Source organism: Emticicia sp. TH156 (genome assembly GCF_002855535.1).
Lineage (GTDB): Bacteria > Bacteroidota > Bacteroidia > Cytophagales > Spirosomataceae > Emticicia > Emticicia fluvialis.
Genome location: NZ_PKRS01000007.1, coordinates 289,890 through 311,163, shown reverse-complemented (window position 1 = coordinate 311,163; position 21,274 = coordinate 289,890). Strand labels below are relative to the sequence as shown.

Sequence of the window (21,274 nt, the reverse complement as noted above, 5' to 3'; positions counted from 1 at the left end):
AAAAATTATCTTTATTAATGATGGCGCAGGTTAAGCTATTTTTAATTTACTTTTTGGTTGTTATCACAATTACGCCATTGCCGCCCCTGGCACCGAAAATAGATGCGCTGCTGTATTTCATGGCTCCGAGACTCTGGATATCGCGCACATTAATAGAATTTAATAACGTACTTATACGCTCAGGGCTGTCTACCAGGTTACCATCCATTAACAAAGCCGCGGGTTGAAAAGCGCTTTTAAAAGACATGGCACTCGAAAAAGCTGCCGTATAGGTGGCGGTGTTCGGGTCATATTTAACTATCATGCCTGGTATCCTTTTCAATAAATCAAAAATGGTAAGGCTCATATCCTGCTCTAAAATCTTTACATTGAAGTCGTTGGCAAGGCTACCATACCCGGCGGCTTTTTCTTCTTCAATAGTTGTTTTCTTAAACAAAATACCATTGCCAGCCAGTTTATTAACTATTTCAGGATTGACAGTTTGAACATTTGGCGCAGGCTTAGTACTTATCATGTCAGCGGCATCAAAATCTATTCTGTTAACATTGGGTATGTCCGGACTGAAATCATCAGGCAAACTGCCTGATAAACCTCTATAAGCCCAGAAATCACGAATTTCAGTGTTGTTATCATTCGTTATGGTGCCATCTGCCGTAAATTCAAGATAGAAATTCTGTAAAATAATTTGTGACCGTTTGTAAGGGTAATCAACAAATGTAAGCCTTAGCGGCTCGTTTCTGTTTGTTAGAAACACCAGAAGCGGATAATCAGAGTGCAGATAGAATCGATTGACGGTGGCGTCAAACTTGCACAATTCGTTGGCGGTGCAGGTTACTAACGAGCTGTCGGCCATTTCAGACTTAACCGTAACATAGGTATCGTAGATGTCCTGAATTTTAAGCATTTTAAAAACTGCAAAACCATTTTCTTTCAGCTTGTTTTGACTTAACGATACAAGGAAATACTTTAGCGATTCCTGATAAACCTTTAACTGGTTTTTTTCCCAGCTTACCCTCTGTTTATCATCTTTTGGTGCTAGTTTTTCAAAGTATTTATCTCCGGTTATCTGGTTTTCTTTATCGTTATTTTCAAAGTGGTTCAGTTGATAGGTTATTTTATAACCAAGCGCATTGTTTTGTATAATAAGTGGTCTGGTTGCCCGGGCTGTCAGTTTTTTGGGCTCCTCCTGAGCAAAGTTTACCACCTCCGGATTCAATACCTCGCAATTTTCAGTAAACAACGTTGGGGCCATGTCCATGCCTGGGTCGCCTAGTAGAGCCTTCTCAAAAGTTTTCCAGTTTCTTTGAAAGTCTTTGTTTTTCTCATTGGCAACAGAAAAATTATCAGGTTTAAGGTTGATATTCAATAGCCGGGTATGGTCGCTGGCGTTGAATGATTCTTTTGCCAATAAAAACCCGGGGCTTGTTACCAGCAATTCTAACACCTGGATTGTGGCCGGAACCCTCAGCGTGAATTTCCCTTCCGTGTTGGTTTTTGTACCGGTACTGGTGTGATTCATAAATACATCGGCATTGGCAACTGCCAAGCCCCCCGGTGCAGTTACTTTGCCACTAACAAACCAGAATTTCCGGTCATTTTCTGCAAAAAGGTTGGCTAATAAATCGGGCGAGGCATCCTGTGGCACAACCACTTCATCTTCGTAATCGTCAGGCAGTAAATTTGAGAAACCTTCGTTGCCCCAATGGTCGGTTACAACCATACTATTGGGTTTTGTAATCCATCCATTGGCGGTAAATTCAATCGAGTCAAGGGGCAAAGAAATCTGCGAATATTTGTAGGGATAATCTCTGAACACCGGTACTGTATTAAAGTTATCCAGCAGAAAAACCAGCAATGGTTTTTTGGAATGCAGAATGTACCGCCTTGAAAGACTGTCATAACTGCACAGGCTATCAGCAGTGGTTTTATAAAGATTACCTTCTTTCAGTTCGTTTGCCACGCTTGTTCTGTTGTATAATCCTTCTCTGATTTTGTTCTCCTGAAAAACTTCAAATCCATTAACCGGTAATTTGTTTTTTGCCAGCGACACCAGAAAATTTCTAAAAGAGTTGTTATAGGCGCGGCTTCTGAATTTCTTCCAGCGGTTTGCCTGTTTATCATCTTTGGGTTTCAGGTGTTCAAAGAATTTGTCTCCGGCAAAATAAGTCAGCCTCCCGTTAGATATAAACGTTTCCATCTGAAACATAATCTTATATCCCAGTCCTTTATTTACAATAAAAATGGGTTCGCTGACGGTAGCAATTACGTTTTTGTCTTTGTCGTATTCAAGTCTTACTGCTTCCTGATTCTGTATCTCGCAGTCGTTGGTAAATTGAGAATCACCCAGTACACCGTCTTTAAAAATCTTCCACTTTTTCTTCCAGTCGCGGTCTCTTTTGGCGGTTACTTTTACTTCATTCAGCACAGTAGACCCCTCGAGCAAAAATATGACACCCCGTACCAGTTCATTAGGCTGTAATACTTTTTTTAATGTATTATACCCAATAAATGAAACCACAACTTCTATTTTCTGAATAGACTTTGGTATTTTCAGAACAAAACTGCCATCGGCTTTTGTGATAGTACCTATAGAGGTATTGTTTACATATACATTCACAAATTCTATCGGGGTTTTGTCCATTTCCAGCACTTTACCTTTCAGCGTCCATGTGTTCTCCTGCGCCCGGGTTAATGTGAGGCAGGTTAACTGAAACAAAATACACAAGAGGGTAAAACGCTTTTTCATAAATTTACAGATTCTGATAAGCTGGTACCAATCAGGCCTTTTTTTTAAGGTTTTATTCAAATGTACTAATTTTTTGTAAGCACACTTCCAAACTGCAAATGATTTATTTTGCAGGTGGGTCACTAAGAATTTGAGAGGAATGAATTAGGTTTTATAAAAATAAATCAAAAATATCTTTGAAATGTAATATATTATTTCTAAATTAAAACCAGAGTTTTGTAGTGATACAGTTAAGCTAGTTTTCTATAACGGAGTTTTTTCACTCTTTAAATTATCTACAATGAAAACGAATTTATTATCGCTCATGCTGATTCCAGCACTTGCTTATGCCTGCCAGACAGCCAATTCTTCTACCAACAGTTTTCAGGACACCGAGAACGAGAAAAAGGAAATAATGGCTGTAATTGAATCTGAAACCGATTGTTTTTTTAAGCGCGACTACAACTGCTGGCAGGAAAAATTTGCTCACTCAGACTATGCCTATCAGGCCTGGAGCAATGCCGACGGCACCTTTGATGCCAGCGTAGGTTGGGAGAATATCAATAAAAACCTGGGAAAATCTATAAAGGAGAATCCGAAAGAGAAAGAAGAGGCTGGCCACAGCCACCCGATTGTAAAAAGAAAAAACGTACGCATTAAGTTTTATGGTAACAATGCGGCACATCTTACCTGGGACCAATACAACAGCGACCGCAACAGAAAATACTTTCTGCAAAGCAAGGAAGTACGCCTGATGGAAAAGATTGACGGACAATGGAAAATTGTAAATGTTTCTGCCTTCTGGAATTACAAAAACAAAATTCCATTGGCACAAGTAAGGTAGTTGAAAGGTGAAAAGGGGCTTTGGAAGAAGCCTCTTTTTGTTGATAAAATCCTATATTAGGTGTTCAATATTTTCTGCATAATTTTGAGTACATTTGGAACTAAATCGTATCTAAATTCATTATCTACTAAACTAGTAGATTATTGCTATTAAATATTATTCATCTTTTAAATATAAAAGCTTATGTCACTCAGATTAGGAGATATCGCACCAGACTTTACAGCAGAAACTACCCAGGGAACCATTAATTTTCATGAATGGCTTGGTAATTCTTGGGGTCTTTTATTTTCTCACCCTGCCGATTTTACTCCGGTTTGTACAACCGAACTAGGCAAAACCGCGCTTTTAAAAGGCGATTTTGAGAAAAGGAATGTTAAGGTAATTGCTGTTTCGGTTGATGACCTTGATTCTCATAACAAATGGGTGCCGGATATTCAGGAGGTAAACAACGTAGTGGTTAATTTTCCTATTATTGCAGACCAGAGCCGTAATGTAGCCACGTTGTATGATATGATTCACCCGAATGCTTCTGAAAAAGCTACCGTTCGTTCGGTTTTTGTAATTGGACCTGACAAAAAAATAAAATTAACACTTACTTATCCGGCTTCAACGGGTCGTAATTTTCAGGAGATTCTCCGTGTGATAGATTCTTTGCAGTTAACTGCTAATTATCAGGTGGCTACTCCGGCTGATTGGAAAGATGGCGACGACACCATTGTTGTTCCGGCAGTTTCGACAGAAGATGCCATTGCTAAGTTTCCGAAGGGTGTAAATGTGGTAAAACCTTACCTGCGCTATACGCCTCAACCAAATAAATAATATTATATTGTTATATTTTAACAGAAAACCGGTGGTGTAAACCTCCGGTTTTTATTTTTTGATTATTTTTGCGGAATGTTTATAATTTCGCTTCAAAAGAATTAATACTTGCGTTGCTGCCTTGAATGAAGACCCAGAAGAAAAACTCCGCCCGGACACCCAAACAAAAGCAGTCGGTAGCAAGGCAGGTTCTGGGTTTAAAGAGTCTTTACCTACTTACGGGTTTCCTTGTTGTGGCGGCGTACTATTTTTATGTAAGAGACGCTGAGCAATGGACATATGTTAAAGATTTTGGAATTAAAATTCCGATGCGGTATAGCATACATGGTATTGATGTGTCGCATCATAATAATAAAATAAACTGGCAAAAGCTGAATAAAGGCAATAATGAAGTTGAAATCAGTTTTTGCTTCATAAAAGCAACCGAAGGTGCAAAACTGAAAGATAAAGATTTTAATAAGAACTGGAGAGAAGCCAAAAAGGCAGGTATCATGAGAGGCGCCTATCATTTTTATGTACCGTGGGCCGACCCCGTGGCGCAAGCCCAGAACTTTATCAGAACAGTTAATTTAGAAAAAGGCGACTTTATACCCGTTATTGATTTTGAGGTGCACGGCACGAGTCGTAAAGTCAGAAAAAACCTGGTGGCTAACGTTACCACCTTTTGTGAGTACCTCAAAAGCCACTATGGTGTAAGGCCCATTATTTATACCAACAGGCATATTTACCGGCAGTATGTAAAAGGTAATTTTGATAACCACCCACTATGGATTTCAGATTATGACAGCCGCAGGCTTGAGGGTTATAACGAAGCAAGTCTGATTCTCTGGCAGCACAGCACCAATGGGCGTGTGGCAGGTGTAAGCGGCGATGTAGATTTTAATGTTTTTGTGGCTTCTGAAAGCCAATTAGACGATATTTGTATTAAATAAAGATTATTCCTATCCCCTGAGGAACAATTAACTAATCAAATTAAGCCTCATTTCAGGGGGCTGAGGTATTCATACTATGCTACCTACTACAAATTTTACGCAAACACCTGCATTTAAGAAACTTAAAAGTCATCATAAAACCATTAGTAAAAAGTCCTTAAAAGAACTTTTTGCTGAAGATCAGAACCGATTCAAGAAATATTCAATCAGATTCAACGATTTACTGGTTGATTTCTCCAAGAACAACATCAACGGTCGTACACTTTCGTATCTTACCGACCTTGCCCGCGAATGTAACCTGCAGGAAGCCATTGAGCAGATGTTCACAGGCTCAAAAATTAACCAGACCGAAAACCGCGCGGTGCTTCATGTGGCTTTACGCAACAGAAGCAACACACCGATACTAGTTGATGGGGCTGACGTAATGCCTGATGTAAATGAGGTATTGGCCAAGATGAAAGATTTCTCTGAAAAACTAAACACTGGCGCCTGGAAAGGGTTTACCGGTAAATCAATTACTGACATTGTAAATATTGGTATTGGTGGCTCAGACCTGGGCCCGGTAATGGCAACTGAGGCGCTTAAACCTTATGCCAAAAATTTAAAAGTGCATTTTGTGTCGAACGTTGATGGCACTCATATTGCTGAAACTTTAAAGGGGGTGTCGCCTGAAACAACACTTTTCATGATAGCTTCCAAGACTTTTACAACCCAGGAGACCATGGCTAATGCGCATTCGGCACGTGCCTGGTTCCTGAAAACAGCGTCTGATGAAGCCTATGTAAAGAAACACTTTGTGGCAATTTCAACTAACCGCACCGAAGTTGAAAAATTTGGTATTGACCCTGCCAATATGTTTGGGTTCTGGGATTGGGTAGGAGGGCGCTACTCGCTTTGGTCGGCCATCGGGCTTTCAATTGCCTGCTACATTGGGTTTGAAAACTTTGAAGCGCTGTTATCTGGTGCGCATGAAATAGACAACCACTTCAGAACCACACCATTTCAGAAAAATATACCTGTGGTATTGGCACTGCTTGGGGTTTGGTATAATAACTTTTATGGGGCTGAGTCTCATGCCATATTGCCTTACGACCAATATATGCACCGCTTTGCTGCGTATTTCCAACAGGGAGATATGGAATCGAACGGTAAATATGTCGATAGAAATGGTAATCAGGTTAATTATCAGACAGGTCCTATCATCTGGGGTGAGCCTGGTACAAACGGACAGCACGCCTTTTATCAGTTAATACACCAGGGTACTAAATTAATTCCTGCCGATTTCATCGCACCGGCCATTTCGCATAATCAACTGGGCGAACACCATAAAATGTTACTTTCTAATTTCTTTGCTCAAACCGAAGCCTTAATGAACGGCAAAACTCTGGACGAGGTTTTGGGTGAACTGAAAGGGAAGTCTCAGGAAGAAATAAATAAAATAGCCCCTTATAAGGTTTTTCAGGGTAACAGACCAACCAACTCAATTTTGGTTAAGAAAATAACTCCTAAAACATTGGGTAGCCTGATTGCCATGTACGAACACAAGATTTTTGTGCAGGGGGTTATCTGGAACATCTTTAGTTTCGACCAATGGGGTGTTGAACTTGGTAAACAGTTGGCCAACAAAATTTATCCTGAATTGCAGGACGAAGCAGCCATCTCAACCCATGATAGCTCAACCAATGGTTTGATAAACCAATATAAAAAATGGCGTAAATAAAATGATGAACATAACCCGCTAGAAGCAAGCGGGTTATGTTTTATTGTGTTTTTTCATTTTTTATTGAAAAAACAATTTTATTAGAATTTATAAAAAAAATAAGTTTACATTTGGAAATGTAAAAACTGTGTTTTACTTTAGAATCAGAATTACAAATATGCTTTCCTAATTAAAAAAAACGGTTGGATGCCTCAATAGTAGCCAGTCGTTGCGAGAACGCAAGTTCAACCGCAAATCTGCGTAAAGTTATCATGCTGTTATGGGAGATGCCCAGGTGTCTCCCTTTAACAGATAAACTTCAGAAAACAGGCTATTCAACAGCCAGCTGCCGAAATAGTCATTCCCTCAAAAAAAATGTTGAAATTCCCTTTTTAAAGCCAATAAGTTTTTTTAAGGTAACTTAGAATATAAGTAGGAGTGTTAAAAAACAGCTTGATGCGTAATTCTACTGCAATTGAGTGGATGATTCAGATATCCTTCACGCATCTGAAACCCACGTGCATGAGGCTTGTTTCCGGGCTGGTGAATGACCTGCCTGATACGCGGTATCCATGACACCACGAGGGTTCACAGAGAAAAGAGCCGCCTCTTTGTACTTTTTCTTTTTTCTCAGCAACTGTATCGGCTTTGTTAGCAATGATAGCCTGATAATCTGTTCTCCAATCTTCGCACCATTCCCAGACATTACCGCTGAGATCGAACAATCCGAGAGGTGACTTGGCAAAAGAACAAACCGGCGCAGCATAATGAAACCCATCAAGCGTTTTATCAAATTCAGGGAATGAACCATTCCAGGTATTGGCAAGATAACTACCGTTGGCTACTATTTCATTACCAAAAGGATAATCCATTCTTGAATTGCTACCATTGCGGGCTGCGTGTTCCCATTCAATCTCATAAGGCAGCCTTTTCCCGGCCCATTTAGCATAGGCGCTGGCATCGTTCCACGATACCTGTGTTACAGGATAATTATCTGCTGCTTTGGGTTTGTTTTTTCCGTAAGGGTATTCCCAGTTTGCACCTTTGGCTAAAATCCACTGTTTGGTTTCTTCGTTCAGTATGCCGGCATCACCAAATTTTTCAGCCTCTGTCTTATAATGTGTAGCCTCAACAAATTTTCTGAACTGCCCAACAGTAACTTCGTGCGCATCCATTAAGAAAGGCTTTACCTGTACCCAGAAGGTCGGCTTTTCCCATTCCACACCTTCTTCAGAGCCAATCAGGGTAAATCCACCCGGCACATACACCATACCTTCAGGAATATCCGGCGGGGGTGTATTAACCACCGTTTTTTCAGTAGGCTCATCACTATAAACAGTAATATTTGAATTAAATAAATACCCCTCTGGTTCATTCCTGCAGGATAAACAGAGTACTGAGATTAATAACAGAGCAGCGTATTTCATAGTGGCATAAAGCAGCGTGGTTTGTAAAAGGGTAATTTAAACTTTCAATCAGGCAGAAACAGTTGAACCGGCAGGCCTGGTAACCACCACCTTTTTGTAATCTAAGGCAAAGCGCGCCACAAAGAGCATGACTGTCCACCGCTGGTAGTCGTAGGGCATTCCGAAAGTAAAGTTCTGAATAACCGTTGCCAGAAAAGTATAAGCAACAAACAAAGTAAAACCACAGGTTGGGTTAAGCACCTGCCTGCCCACCCAGGCCATTAAAACCAGATGAATAATGGCAAAAAAAGAAAAACCTATGATACCCAGGTCGTTAAGTGTTTGAAAAAAGGGAGAGTCGATATACTTATGCTGATACCCTTGTCCTAATATTACACTTAGCCAGTCGCCGTCTTCAATTCTTTCATTCATGTCTTTAAACATGGCAGTGATATTGGTTACGCGAGTAGAGGCAGAATCATCGCCAGCCACAATAGTAGGCGTAGAAGGTTCTGTACCGGTTAGGGTCATGAAAATTTTCTCGACACGCTCAGTTATCAGGCCTGAAATATGGCCAAAAAACTCGCTGAAACGTGTATGCTCAACCACATAATATGCCAATAAAGCCGTTAGAGCCAGTAAGGCAAAGCCTTTCAAGCCTGTTAACCATTTAAGCGATTTATAAATGTTATTTGAATTGAAGCTTGAAATGTAATATAAAAAGAAGAAAATACCCGTAACCAGAATCATGGCCATTGCCTGGCAAAGCGCCAGCACAACCAATAATAAAAATACACAGCCCAGATACATTAACCGATACAGAATACGCTTCTCTTCTCTCAGCAGTATAACCCCGGCCACTAAACCGCAATAAGCGCTTTTGGCATAAATATGCGGGTTACCCATTGAAGACATGGCGTCGTCGCCGCTAAAGCTGATAGACGCACGCATACCTATTACATACATAGGGTTCTTGAAAATATAATAAAGCAAGCCAAGCCCACCTATAACGCATATAATTAGTGTAATTTGAAGAAAGTTGTCTTTCAGGCTATTAATAGACGTACCCGCAAATATAAACATCGATAAAATGATGATGCCCTGATAAACGGCCTCAACCGTAGTATTGGTAAACCAACCCCGGTTAGGGGTATAAACAGCCAGATAAAAAACTGCCAGTAAGGTATAACCAATGCACATCAGATACCCAACCGTATTGGTCTGATACACTTTTTTTAGATTGAACGGTATGGCTATTAAAAGGCTGCCCATAGTAAAGGCGCCTGTAAAGGCAGTGCTGCCAGGGGCTAGTTTTATGCCGTCTCTTAAAAAATATACTAACGGCCCGCCAAAAAAGAACAGGCTCAAACCTACGCTCTGGCGATACTTAAACAATTTATTGAGTATTAAATCTATAAACTTTATCATCCGTTAATATTTTTACAAATATACTCTCCGGGTTTATAAATGTTATTTATTATCCCTAAATTTTCTGTTTTAGGCGCATTTTTTCTTAATTTTGGCGCCGTCAATAATAAAGATAAACCGGCTTAGAATGAGGATACTTATTATTCATCAATACCTTTGGTCGCATTACAAAGGTAAAATTTATACAGAGCTCCAGAAAGTTGTCGATAGTAATAAAGGAGATGAATTATTAGTACTTCAAACCTCATTAAATGAAATAACCCGCGCTAATCTTGGGCCTGTCGACAGAAGTATCCATCAATACAATTACCAGGTACTGGTAGATGACTATTATGAGAACATTCCGAATCTGACCAGAGCAAAAAAAATGCTATATTGGGTTCGGAAATTCAAGCCAGATGTGGTAAATATTTCCGGCTATTATGAAGGTGGCATGAATACTGTACTTTTTTACTGCCGGATGGTTGGTATAAAAGTAATTATTTCGGTTGATTCTACCGAAAACGACAATCCAAAAGTATGGTGGAAAGAAGCATTCAAGCGTTTTGTTGTTAACAGAGCACAAGGCTTTTTTTGTTATGGCTCTAAGGCTGCCGAATATATGCTTAAGTTTGGTATAAAACCACATCAGATTCTGCTGAAAAATAATGCTGTAGATAACGCCAAGGTTTGGTCTGTTTTTACAGATGCGCTGGCAGAACGTAATGTTTGGAAGCAAAAGTATGGGCTTCGGCCATATAATTTTATTTATACAGGCAGGTTGATGACCATCAAGAATGTAGCCGGGCTTGTTAAGGCCTATTCGCAGTTAAAGTCAAAAGACTGGGGCCTGATTATTCTGGGTGATGGCGTAGAAAAAGATAACTTACAAGCTTATGTTGCTTCTGATCAGATAGATGGCGTATGCTTTATAGAAGGCCAGGTATGGTATAATGTGCCAAAATATATGGCAATGGCCGACGTCTTTGTTTTGCCGAGCTACTCTGAACCCTGGGGATTGGTTGTGAATGAAGCAATGGTTTGCGGGCTGCCTGTCATAGTTTCTGAAAAGTGCGGTTCGGCATTCGACCTCGTTAAAAATGGCTTGAATGGCTATACTTTTAACCCCTTTGATACTGCCCAACTGGCAGAATTAATGGCCGGTTTTATTGCTGAACCAGAAAAAATAAAGCAGTTTGGAAGTGTATCTCAAGAAATAATCAGAGACTATTCGCCCGGGCAGGTAGCTCATCAAATGTATGACGGCTTTAAAAAGGTAATGAATGACTATCAATAGAACTAATAATTTCGATTTGCTCCGGCTCATTGCAGCTTTTCAGGTGCTAATATGGCATGGCGCTGTGCAGTTCAAGGTTTTCGATAACATGTGGGGTTTTCTGTCTTTGCTGTTTCATATACCCGGCGTTCCTATTTTTTTTACCATTAGCGGTTTTTTAATCAGCCATTCTCTCGAGCGCAATCAGTTTAATCTCAAGAAATATTTCAAAAACCGGGCATTAAGAATTTATCCGGCCCTTTGGGTTTGTACAGCCATTACAGCATTGCTGCTCATTTACTTTGTAAAGCCAATTATACTAAAAGACCTGCTTTTATGGCTGGCTGCCCAGGTGTCTTTTTTGCAATTTTATGCAAGTCCTTCCTTAAAAACATGGGGGGCTGGTCACCCGAACGGCAGCCTTTGGAGCGTAGCCGTTGAGCTACAGTTTTATCTGGTTTTGCCTGTACTGTTGTATGTCATTAACCTGCCCAGGAAACTATGGCAGACAAATTTACTACTGGCAATTATTTTTGTAGTTTCTGTTCTGCTAAAGTTGGGTATTAATACCAATAGTTGGGTTTTAGCGCATGAGCAGGTGCATAAACTTTTTGGCAACACTGTGCTTTATTATCTGCACTTTTTTTTAACCGGCATTGCCATTTACAAGAACTTTACCTGGGTTGAAAAACTAGTGAAAGATAAAGTTCTGATTTGGCTTATCATTTATGTCGCTTATGTATTAATTGCCTGCACCTGGCTTAAATTATACGTAAACCCTTACGATGTTTCTGTATGGGGCATTATAGCCAATACGCTGCTATCTATGCTTAGTTTGTCTTTTGCTTTTTCATACCAGCATCTGAGCAAACAATTATTGCAAGAGAATGATTTGTCTTATGGAATCTATATTTATCATCTGCCGGTTATTAACGTAATGTTGAGCTTAGGATATACCGGTAGTATATGGAATTTAATTGCGATGTCGGCAATTGTATGCCTGTTATCTTACTTTAGTTGGATATGGGTTGAGAGACCAGCCCTGAAAGCTAAGTTTTAAGTGCTTTTTATGTGCCGGGCTAAGCCCCTCAATATTTGAGCAACTAAAAATATGTACAAGCAAAGTGTTTTTGAGTGCAGATAATTGAAAAGCGCTGATATTATGTTAGCAGAATTATTTTTGATTAACAAAAACTTTTAACAAAGCCAGAGGTTTAATCTGATATTTTTTTGGCAATTTTGTGTAAAAAAAGTCGTTTAATATATCATTTTAGATAGCCGGATTACATAACTCAGTATGAATTGGATTAAACCACTTACCATTGTTGAATACGTTTTTATTGGCATATTCTTGTTGGTATATGTGGTCTACTTTATTAGGAGTTATATTATTGCAACCCGGCTTGGAACTTCGGCAAGGTCGGTTGCTATTAAGTTTTTTATCAGAACGGCCTACCTAAGCCTTTGTATACTGGGTTTGCTTGGCCCTAGTTTTGGTGTAAGCGAAATAGAAACACAGGCAGCCGGTAAAGATGTGTATTTTGCTTTTGATGTTTCGCGTTCAATGGATGCGGTAGATATTGAACCCACCCGCCTTGAAAAAGTTAAATTTGAACTTGTGAAAAACCTGGCCGCTCTTAAGTCAGACAGGGTTGGGATAGTAGTTTTTTCGTCAGATGCCTTTGTTCAGGTACCGCTTACTTTTGATAAAGATTTACTTAAGCTTTATATTCAAAAACTCAATAGCGACTTGTTTACTGATTCCGGCACTGACCTTAATTCTGCCTTTAAACTGATTCAGACCAAATACAATTCGGTAAGTGCACCTGCCAGAAAAGCAAAGGTTGTTATACTGATAAGTGATGGAGAAGATTTTGGAGAGCTTGATCCATCTGTAATACAGGATTTAAAAAGAAACAGGGTCAATTTTCTTGCACTGGGTGTTGGCACAGCGCAAGGTGGAAAAATAAAAACCGGCTTCGACTACAAAAAAGATAAAGAAGGAAACGTTGTGGTGTCAAAATTAAATGCTGACTACCTGAAAAGGCTGGCCAGAGCATTTGGTGGAAAGTATTTTCAGTTATCGAACCGGGTAAACGATGTGCCTGCTTTATTAAAGGAGGTGTCGCAGTTAAACAATAACTGGGTAGATACCCGGAAAATGACCGTGGCTAATAATAAGTACTTTTATTTCGTTTTTCTGGCATTGGTTTTAATGATAATTGATATTCTGGTTACAATAAGAACTATAAAACTTTAAGGCCGAATACAAATAAACTCAATGAACACCTGGTTTTTTTACATATTGTTATTGTTTCTGAATATTCGTTCTTTAACGAATGTCTCTGAACGGAACAGGTTAAAAATTGAGGCAGGTACAGCCTTTAATAAAAAGAACTATGCAGTAGCCCGTGAAAAGTACCAGAATCTGGCTAATATTTCGTTCAATCTGGAGCCTGAAGCGCGTCTGAATATGGCGCACGCCTATTTTTATACGCAAGATACAGCGCGCGCCTTACTGGAGTACAAACGGCTTTTACGGGTAAGCGATGAGAAGATTTTCACGGGGGCCATTATTCAGATTGGCGTTATAAACGCTATGCAGAAAGATAGCGCAACTGCCCTTCAGTTGTTCAAAGAGGCGCTAAAAAAGAATCCTGATAACCAGATAGCCCGCTATAATTATGAACTAATGAAGAAGCGCATGCCTGTTAACAATCAGCCTCCGCCTCCACCTCAGACTTTGGAGAATCAGCCAGAGTCGGCAGAAACAAAGCAATCTGATGTAAAAAAAGATGAGTTGCAGTCTACCATGCCCGAAAAAATGAGTCGCGAAAAAGCATTGCAGATATTAGAGGCCATGAAAACCAACGAGTTACAATATGCCCCCTCAAGGCAGGCCAATAAAAAGAAAGACAACAAAAACGAAAAAGACTGGTAGCGCCAGGCAGCAATATAAATTTAATGATTTTAGTATGACAAACATTTCTGTAGTAAAAGAAACAAATTTTAATTTTGAAGGCCAGACAGGATTTTATAGAGGCAAAGTTCGTGACGTATATGATTTTGATGATAAAGTGGCTATGATAGCCTCCGATCGTATCTCTGCCTTTGATGTAATTCTTCCCAGGCCAATTCCGTCAAAGGGTCAGGTGCTGAACCAGATTGCCTCAAAATTTCTTTTTGCAACCAAAGATATTGTTCCTAACTGGCTGGTAGCAATACCAGACCCTAATGTATCAATAGGTGTTAAGTGCCAGACCTTCCCGGTAGAAATGGTAGTGCGGGGTTATCTGGTAGGGCATGGGTGGCGTACTTATAAAAGTGGGTTAAGAACGCTTTGCGGTGTAACCTTGCCGGAAGGTATGGTGGAGAATCAGAAATTTCCTACACCCATCATAACTCCAACAACCAAAGCCCATGAGGGGCATGACGAAGACATCTCTCGCGAAGAAATTATTAGCCGTGGGCTGGTATCTGAAGAAAAATATACGCAACTTGAAAAATATGCACTGGCATTGTTTGAAAGAGGTACTCAAATGGCTGCTGAAAAGGGTTTGATACTGGCAGACACCAAATATGAGTTTGGTGAAAGAGATGGGGTGATTTATTTGATAGACGAAATTCATACGCCAGATTCATCCAGATACTTTTATGCCGATACATACGAAGAGAATCTGGCTAAGGGCTTGCCACAAAGACAGCTTTCAAAAGAGTTTGTGAGAGAGTGGCTGATAGCTAATGGATTTCAGGGAAAAGAAGGACAAACGGTGCCTGAAATGACAGATGAGAAAGTGGCAGAGATATCACAGCGCTATGTAGAGCTTTACGAAAAAGTAACAGGAGAGACCTTTGAGCCGGCTGTAAGCGGTGACATTCTGAAAAGAATTGAAGATAATATCAATAATTATCTGAAAGGCTGATTTTTCTGATAAATTCCTATTTAAACAAAATGAGCCACACCTTACGTGCGGCTCATTTTTATTTATGAGGCAAAAATCAAATACCAATATAAGCCGGCGAAATCATAGAAACCGATTTTGCCTCCAGTAATGACTCTCCCATCAGATATTCGTCAACTTTTCTGGCGCACTCACGTCCTTCCGAGATAGCCCAAACTACCAGCGATTGTCCGCGACGCATATCGCCCGCTGCAAACACTTTAGCATTATTCGTCTGATATTCAAGCGCTTTCACGTTTTTACGTTCGTCAACTTCTATTTCCAGTTGTTCAAGCAAATCCTGTTGCGGATTAAGAAACCCGGCAGCAATCAGTGCCAATTCGCAAGGAATTTCACGTTCATTCATTTCTATCCTCTGGCCATTAAATATAGCAGATTCAGAAATAATCACCCCTTTCAGATTGCCATTTTCGTCGCCCACATATTCTTTTACGTTAATGCTGAACAAACGCTCACAACCTTCTTCGTGCGATGTTGACGTCCGTTTGGTCAAAGGCCAGTTTGGCCACGGTGTAGTTTCTGCTCGGAATTTATAGTACGGCTGTTTCTTATCGTCCAAACTCGGTTCAGACATAACCTCTACCTGCGTAATGCTTTTTGCTCCGTGGCGGTTAGATGTACCCACACAGTCAGAACCCGTATCACCACCACCAATAACCAATACATTTTTGCCTGTTGCAAAAATTTCGCCGCTTGCATAGGCCTCGCCTCTGTGGTCGGCTACACGCTCAATACCTGCTACTCTTTTATTTTGTTGGCTCAGAAACTCCATAGCCGGGTAAATGCCTTTCAGTTCTTTGCCTTTAATATCAATCATTCTAGGCACGGTAGAACCACCAGCCAGTACTATGGCGTCAAAATCACGCAATAAATCATTAGCTTTTACATTTGCACCTACGTTGGCATTGGTTTTAAATACAATCCCTTCAGCTTCCATTACTGCCACTCGGCGTTTTACTACCGATTTATCCAGCTTAAAATCCGGAATACCGTATCTTAACAAGCCACCCACTTCATCAGCTCTTTCAAAAACTGTTACCCAGTGGCCAGCTTTATTCAGTTGGGCAGCTGCTGCCAGACCCGCAGGGCCTGAGCCTATAACCGCCACTTTTTTGCCTGTTCTTTTACTTGGAATGTTAGGCTGTACCCATCCGTTCTCATAGGCTTTTTCAATAATTGATTTCTCAATGTACTCAATGGCCACCGGTGGTTTGTTAATGCCCAATACACAGGATGCCTCACATGGGGCAGGGCAGATACGACCGGTAAACTCAGGGAAATTGTTGGTAGAACTCAGAATCTGGTAGGCATACTCCCAGTTTTGTTCATAAACGGCATCGTTAAACTCAGGGATGATGTTTCCCAGAGGGCAACCATTATGGCAAAACGGAACACCGCAGTCCATACAGCGGGCTGCCTGTTGTAGTGTTTGTTGGGTATCATAATTGGTTTCTACCTCATTATAATCTTTTTTTCTTTCCAGAACATCTCTTTTGAGGGATGGCTGGCGTTCGAACTCCAAAAAACCGGTTGGTTTTCCCATTTCTTTATTATGATTTTGTGTATGTCTAAAGGTTAATTATTGCCTCTGAAAGATAAAACCACTGGTATGCAAGAGTTTCATCTTTCAAAGACGGCGGTGTTATGCCAGAACGTTTTCGGTTTCTGCTTTTTTCTTTCTTTCAAGCAAAACGCGTTTGTAGTCGGTAGGTATTACTTTTACAAAGCTATTAAGTGCCTCACTGAAATTATCCAGAATTGATTTTGCCATGCTACTGTTCGTAACAGCCAGGTGCTTTTCAATGAAGGCTTTCAGCATTTCGGCGTCTTCCGCATCAGGTTTTTCAAGACCTACCATTTCTTTATTACATTTCGACTCAAAGTCGCCATCGGTATCATAAATGTAAGCCATGCCTCCACTCATACCTGCAGCAAAGTTACGACCGGTTTTGCCTAATATAATAGCCAAACCACCTGTCATATATTCGCAGCCGTGGTCTCCTACACCCTCAACCACTACTTTGGCGCCTGAGTTTCTTACGCAGAAACGTTCTCCTGCCATACCTCTGATGTAGGCCTCGCCAGATGTAGCGCCATAAAATGCAACGTTACCAATTATCATGTTTTCTTCAGCGGCAAAGGTTGCTTTTCTATCCGGGTACACAATCAGTTCGGCACCGCATAGACCTTTACCAAAATAGTCATTTGAATCCCCTTCCAGCTCCAGTTTCAAACCTTTGGTAGAGAACGCCCCGAAAGACTGCCCTGATGTACCGCGGTATTTATAATGAATAGTGCCATAAGGTAAACCGTCGCCTTTAAATACTTTTGAAACCTCGTTTGAAAGCATCGCTCCGATACTACGGTTCAGGTTGTTAACGGAATATTCGGCAGTTACTTCCTGTTTGCTTTCTAATGCAGGCTTGGCATCTTTTATCATCTGCCAGTCAAGCACGTGGTCAATGCCGTGGTCTTGTTCTTCTTGTTTGTATTGTGCTACATCAAGCGCAGTTGGTTCTTTGAAAAGAATACCGCTTAAATCAATTTTCTTGTATTTCCAATGCGACAGGTCGTCACGTTTTTCAAGGAACTGAACCTGACCCACCATTTCATTTACAGTGCGGAAGCCCAATTCGGCCATTATTTCACGCATTTCGCGGGCCAAATACGTAAACATGCTTACCACGTGTTCAGGTTTTCCACTGAACATGGCACGTAATTCCTTATTCTGAGTAGCAACACCTACGGGGCAGGTGTTCAGATGGCATTTACGCATCATGATACAACCTACAGATACCAACGCTGCTGTAGCTACACCAAATTCTTCTGCACCCAGCAGGGCTGCAATCACTAAATCTCTACCTGTGCGAATCTGTCCGTCTGCCTGCACTACCACTCTGCCACGCAATTTATTTTTAACCAGTGTCTGATGGGTTTCAGCCAAACCAAGTTCCCAAGGCAAACCTGCATGGCGGATAGATGAAAGCGGAGAGGCTCCGGTTCCACCGTCATGGCCTGCAATAAGTATTACGTCTGAGTGGGCTTTGGCAACACCTGTTGCTACGGTTCCCACACCTGCTTCCGAAACCAGTTTTACTGAAATACGGGCATCGCGGTTTGAATTTTTGAGGTCATATATCAGCTGTGCCAAATCCTCAATTGAATATATATCATGGTGAGGCGGAGGAGATATCAAACCTACACCCGGCGTACTGTGCCGAACTCGGCCAATCCAGTCGTCTACTTTATGGCCGGGTAACTGGCCGCCTTCTCCGGGCTTGGCACCCTGTGCCATTTTTATTTGTAATTCTTTGGCGTTGGTCAGATAATAACTGGTTACACCAAATCTGCCAGACGCCACCTGCTTGATGCTTGAGCTCAGATTATCACCATTGGCATCAGGCTGATAACGGATTTCATCCTCACCGCCTTCGCCAGAGTTAGAGCGGCCGCCGATGCGGTTCATGGCAATGGCAAGTGTTGTATGGGCTTCCCATGATATTGAACCGAACGACATAGCTCCGGTAGCAAAGCGTTTGAAGATGTTTTCAACCGGCTCAACTTCTTCAATAGGAATAGGATTTCCTTTTCTGAAACGCAACAGGCCTCTGATTGTTAAGGCATCTTTGCTTTGGTCGTTAATCAGTTTCGAGTATTGTTTGAAAATCTGATAGCCTTTTTCTAAATCTTTTTCACCGACTCTGCCGGATTGCTGCAATAAGTGAATACTTTGAGGATTGAACATGTGGCGTTCGCCGCGTTGTTTCCACTGGTAAACCCCACCAACTTCTAATCTTTGTACCGATACCTGCGGTACGTCCGGATACGCCACTTTATGGCGTACTATGGCTTCTTTGGCTATATCTGCAATACCCATACCGCCAATGCGGGAGATGGTACCTGTAAAGTACTTGTCAATTACCGGTTTGTTCAGACCAATACACTCAAAAATCTGGGCGCCCTGATATGATTGAAGCGTTGAGATACCCATTTTTGAGAATATCTTCAGCAACTCTTTATTAACCGCCTTGATATAATTTTTGTAAAGAACGTAATCCTGATTTTCGCCCTCAATCAAACCTTTTTTGTTCATCCAGGAGATGGTCTCAAAAGCCATGTAAGGGCAAATAGCCGAGCAGCCATAGCCTATCAAAGTTGCCACGTGGTGGGTTTCCCAGATGTCGCCAGCCTCTACTACAATGCCTGCTTTGCCTCTGATTCCTTTCTTAATTAAGTGGTGATGAACCGCCGCCGTGGCCAATAAAGACGGAATAGGGGCGTGGTCAGAATCTATGGCCCGGTCTGACAGAATCAGAATCTCGAAACCGTCTTCAATGGCATCTTCTGCATAACGGCAGATTCTGTCAAGGGCAAATTCTAATGCTTTACCGTAGTCGGGTACTTTGGCATTAAAATAAGTGTTGATGGTTTTGGCCTGAAAACCTTTGTAATCTACAAAGCGTAGTTTGTCAAATTCTTCAACCGTTAAAACAGGTTGTTCCAGTTCCACCATCCGGCAATGAAGCGGTGATTCTGTCAGGATGTTTTCGTTTGAACCTACAAACGAAATCAAAGACATGATGGCTCTTTCTCTGATAGAGTCAATAGGCGGGTTGGTAACCTGCGCAAATAATTGCTTGAAGTAATACGATAAATGCTGGCTTTGGTCTGAAAGTATGGCCAGAGGGGTATCAACACCCATTGAGCCGATTGCTTCCTGCCCGGTTTGTGACATAGGAGCCAGTATCATTCTTAAATCCTCTGATGTAAAACCAAAAGTGATTTGTCTTTTCAGAAGCACATCTTCGCTGTAGTTCTGATAAGGGCGAATCGACTTTGGCAGCACAGAAGTTTTGATTTTGTATTCATCAAGCCATTCCTGATAGGGTTGTCGCGAACAAATATCTGCTTTAACTTCTTCATCCGGTATAATTCTTCCCTGCTCCATGTCAACAATAAACATTTTGCCCGGTTGAAGACGGCCTTTCGAAATTACTTTCTCCTGGTCAATATCTAATACCCCTGCTTCTGAGGCCATTATAACGGTGTCGTCATCTAAAACCCAGTAGCGCGATGGGCGTAATCCGTTTCTGTCAAGTGTTGCACCAACCATTTTGCCGTCTGTAAACGATATGGAAGCCGGGCCATCCCAGGGTTCCATAATGGCTGCGTGGTATTCGTAGAAAGCCTTTCTGACAGGGTCCATCTGCTCGTTGCCGTCCCATGCTTCAGGTATCAGCATCATCATTACATGTGGAAGCGAGCGGCCCGATAGGTACAGCAATTCAATTACGTTATCCAACTGTGCAGAATCTGAGTTGCCTGCATCACAAATCGGAAGAATCATATCCATTTCTTCCTTCGTGAAATACTCAGACAAAAACGATTTCTCTCCGGCTCTTATCCAGTTTACGTTACCTTTTACGGTGTTTATTTCACCGTTGTGGGCAATAAAACGGAAAGGCTGTGCCAGTTTCCAAGATGGGAATGTATTGGTTGAAAAACGTGAGTGAATAACTGCAAAGGCTGAAGTAACAGATTTATTAGATAAATCAGGGAAGTAGTATTTTAACTGCTCGGTGGTTAACTGCCCCTTATAAGAGATAGTACGGCACGAGAGCGATGAAAAATAAAAATGCTCTTTAGCGCCAGCTACTGACTCACGGATGATGCGTGAAGCGTATTGACGCAAAATATATAGTTTTCTTTCAAAATCTATTTCTTCTGTAATGTCTGACGGCCGTTTGATAAACACCTGCTCCACATGCGGCTCAACTGAGCCTGAACCGTCGCCAAGGCAATCGCCTTTGGTAGGTACAACTCTGTAACCCAATAATTCAAGCCCGATTCTCTCAATCTTTCGGTTAAGTATTTCTCTGCATTCCTCTCTCTCTGTTTCATTCATAGGAAAGAAAATCATTCCTACACCATACTCACCACTTGAAGGCAACTGGAAATTAAGTTTGTTACACTCATCCAGTAAAAATTCATGCGGTATTTGTAATAAAATACCGGCACCGTCACCCGTGTTTGGGTCACAACCGCACGCACCACGGTGGTCCATGCGCTCAAGCATTTTTATGGCATCGGCAACAATTCCGTGAGACCTGCGGCCTTTCAGATGTGCTCTGAAGCCAATACCACAGGCATCATGCTCGAATTCCGAACGATATAGACCTTGTTCCATTGTTTGCTCTGATTCAG

Annotated in this window: 14 protein-coding genes; 9 read left to right on the top strand and 5 right to left on the bottom strand. The window is 41.2% G+C overall.

Going from position 1 to position 21,274, the window contains the following annotated elements:
* Positions 1-46 precede the first annotated feature (46 nt).
* Positions 47-2,746 carry a carboxypeptidase-like regulatory domain-containing protein gene (locus C0V77_RS15015; RefSeq protein WP_143706103.1) on the bottom strand — a complete coding sequence of 900 codons (2,700 nt, stop codon included), beginning with the start codon at positions 2,744-2,746 and terminating at the stop codon, positions 47-49.
* Positions 2,747-3,026: 280 nt separating this feature from the next.
* Here C0V77_RS15015 and C0V77_RS15010 point away from each other — a divergent pair, with 280 nt between their 5' ends.
* The 4 genes from C0V77_RS15010 to pgi all read left to right on the top strand — a co-directional run bounded on the left by C0V77_RS15010 (position 3,027) and on the right by pgi (position 7,040).
* Positions 3,027-3,569, top strand: coding sequence for a hypothetical protein (locus C0V77_RS15010; protein ID WP_101727156.1), 543 nt, complete (start codon positions 3,027-3,029; stop codon positions 3,567-3,569).
* A gap of 183 nt (positions 3,570-3,752) precedes the next feature.
* Complete coding sequence (locus C0V77_RS15005; RefSeq protein WP_101727155.1) at positions 3,753-4,388, top strand: peroxiredoxin; 636 nt, start codon at positions 3,753-3,755, stop codon at positions 4,386-4,388.
* A 125-nt stretch (positions 4,389-4,513) separates the two neighbouring features.
* Positions 4,514-5,320, top strand: coding sequence for a glycoside hydrolase family 25 protein (locus C0V77_RS15000; protein ID WP_101727154.1), 807 nt, complete (start codon positions 4,514-4,516; stop codon positions 5,318-5,320).
* A gap of 76 nt (positions 5,321-5,396) precedes the next feature.
* The gene (gene pgi / locus C0V77_RS14995) at positions 5,397-7,040 is read left to right on the top strand and encodes a glucose-6-phosphate isomerase (RefSeq protein WP_101727153.1); all 1,644 of its coding nucleotides are present in this window, start codon (positions 5,397-5,399) and stop codon (positions 7,038-7,040) included.
* A gap of 467 nt (positions 7,041-7,507) precedes the next feature.
* Here the strand turns inward: pgi and C0V77_RS14990 are convergent, their stop codons facing one another.
* Positions 7,508-8,326: a formylglycine-generating enzyme family protein gene (locus tag C0V77_RS14990; RefSeq protein ID WP_229236293.1), complete on the bottom strand. Its 819-nt coding sequence runs from the start codon at positions 8,324-8,326 to the stop codon at positions 7,508-7,510.
* Between the two features lie 168 nt (positions 8,327-8,494).
* Positions 8,495-9,853: a hypothetical protein gene (locus C0V77_RS14985; RefSeq protein ID WP_101727151.1), complete on the bottom strand. Its 1,359-nt coding sequence runs from the start codon at positions 9,851-9,853 to the stop codon at positions 8,495-8,497.
* Positions 9,854-9,980: 127 nt separating this feature from the next.
* Between C0V77_RS14985 and C0V77_RS14980 the strand changes: the two genes are divergently transcribed.
* The 5 genes from C0V77_RS14980 (at position 9,981) to C0V77_RS14960 (ending at position 15,031) form a co-directional block, all read left to right on the top strand.
* Positions 9,981-11,129, top strand: a complete 1,149-nt coding sequence (locus C0V77_RS14980; protein ID WP_101727150.1) for a glycosyltransferase family 4 protein — start codon at positions 9,981-9,983, stop codon at positions 11,127-11,129.
* The gene (locus tag C0V77_RS14975) at positions 11,116-12,168 is read left to right on the top strand and encodes an acyltransferase (RefSeq protein ID WP_101727149.1); all 1,053 of its coding nucleotides are present in this window, start codon (positions 11,116-11,118) and stop codon (positions 12,166-12,168) included. Before C0V77_RS14980 ends, C0V77_RS14975 begins: the two co-directional genes overlap by 14 nt.
* Before the next feature lie 237 nt (positions 12,169-12,405).
* Complete coding sequence (locus C0V77_RS14970) at positions 12,406-13,368, top strand: VWA domain-containing protein (protein ID WP_101727148.1); 963 nt, start codon at positions 12,406-12,408, stop codon at positions 13,366-13,368.
* 21 nt (positions 13,369-13,389) lie between these two features.
* Positions 13,390-14,049, top strand: coding sequence for a hypothetical protein (locus C0V77_RS14965; protein ID WP_101727147.1), 660 nt, complete (start codon positions 13,390-13,392; stop codon positions 14,047-14,049).
* 34 nt (positions 14,050-14,083) lie between these two features.
* Positions 14,084-15,031 (top strand): phosphoribosylaminoimidazolesuccinocarboxamide synthase, encoded by a 948-nt coding sequence (locus tag C0V77_RS14960; protein ID WP_101727146.1) that lies wholly within the window; start codon positions 14,084-14,086, stop codon positions 15,029-15,031.
* A gap of 76 nt (positions 15,032-15,107) precedes the next feature.
* Here the strand turns inward: C0V77_RS14960 and C0V77_RS14955 are convergent, their stop codons facing one another.
* Together C0V77_RS14955 and gltB are read right to left on the bottom strand one after the other, a co-directional pair.
* Positions 15,108-16,613 (bottom strand): glutamate synthase subunit beta, encoded by a 1,506-nt coding sequence (locus C0V77_RS14955; RefSeq protein ID WP_101727145.1) that lies wholly within the window; start codon positions 16,611-16,613, stop codon positions 15,108-15,110.
* Positions 16,614-16,712: 99 nt separating this feature from the next.
* The gene (gene gltB / locus C0V77_RS14950) at positions 16,713-21,257 is read right to left on the bottom strand and encodes a glutamate synthase large subunit (protein ID WP_409012795.1); all 4,545 of its coding nucleotides are present in this window, start codon (positions 21,255-21,257) and stop codon (positions 16,713-16,715) included.
* Between the last annotated feature and the right edge of the window lie 17 nt (positions 21,258-21,274).

Bases quoted from the DNA above. Each gene is read 5' to 3' on its own strand.
- C0V77_RS15015 (WP_143706103.1), bottom strand. From the start codon at position 2,746: ATGAAAAAGCGTTTTACCCTCTTGTGTATTTTGTTTCAGTTAACCTGC.
- C0V77_RS15010 (WP_101727156.1), top strand. From the start codon at position 3,027: ATGAAAACGAATTTATTATCGCTCATGCTGATTCCAGCACTTGCTTAT.
- C0V77_RS15005 (WP_101727155.1), top strand. From the start codon at position 3,753: ATGTCACTCAGATTAGGAGATATCGCACCAGACTTTACAGCAGAAACT.
- C0V77_RS15000 (WP_101727154.1), top strand. From the start codon at position 4,514: ATGAAGACCCAGAAGAAAAACTCCGCCCGGACACCCAAACAAAAGCAG.
- pgi (WP_101727153.1), top strand. From the start codon at position 5,397: ATGCTACCTACTACAAATTTTACGCAAACACCTGCATTTAAGAAACTT.
- C0V77_RS14985 (WP_101727151.1), bottom strand. From the start codon at position 9,853: ATGATAAAGTTTATAGATTTAATACTCAATAAATTGTTTAAGTATCGC.
- C0V77_RS14980 (WP_101727150.1), top strand. From the start codon at position 9,981: ATGAGGATACTTATTATTCATCAATACCTTTGGTCGCATTACAAAGGT.
- C0V77_RS14975 (WP_101727149.1), top strand. From the start codon at position 11,116: ATGACTATCAATAGAACTAATAATTTCGATTTGCTCCGGCTCATTGCA.
- C0V77_RS14970 (WP_101727148.1), top strand. From the start codon at position 12,406: ATGAATTGGATTAAACCACTTACCATTGTTGAATACGTTTTTATTGGC.
- C0V77_RS14965 (WP_101727147.1), top strand. From the start codon at position 13,390: ATGAACACCTGGTTTTTTTACATATTGTTATTGTTTCTGAATATTCGT.
- C0V77_RS14960 (WP_101727146.1), top strand. From the start codon at position 14,084: ATGACAAACATTTCTGTAGTAAAAGAAACAAATTTTAATTTTGAAGGC.
- C0V77_RS14955 (WP_101727145.1), bottom strand. From the start codon at position 16,613: ATGGGAAAACCAACCGGTTTTTTGGAGTTCGAACGCCAGCCATCCCTC.
- gltB (WP_409012795.1), bottom strand. From the start codon at position 21,257: ATGGAACAAGGTCTATATCGTTCGGAATTCGAGCATGATGCCTGTGGT.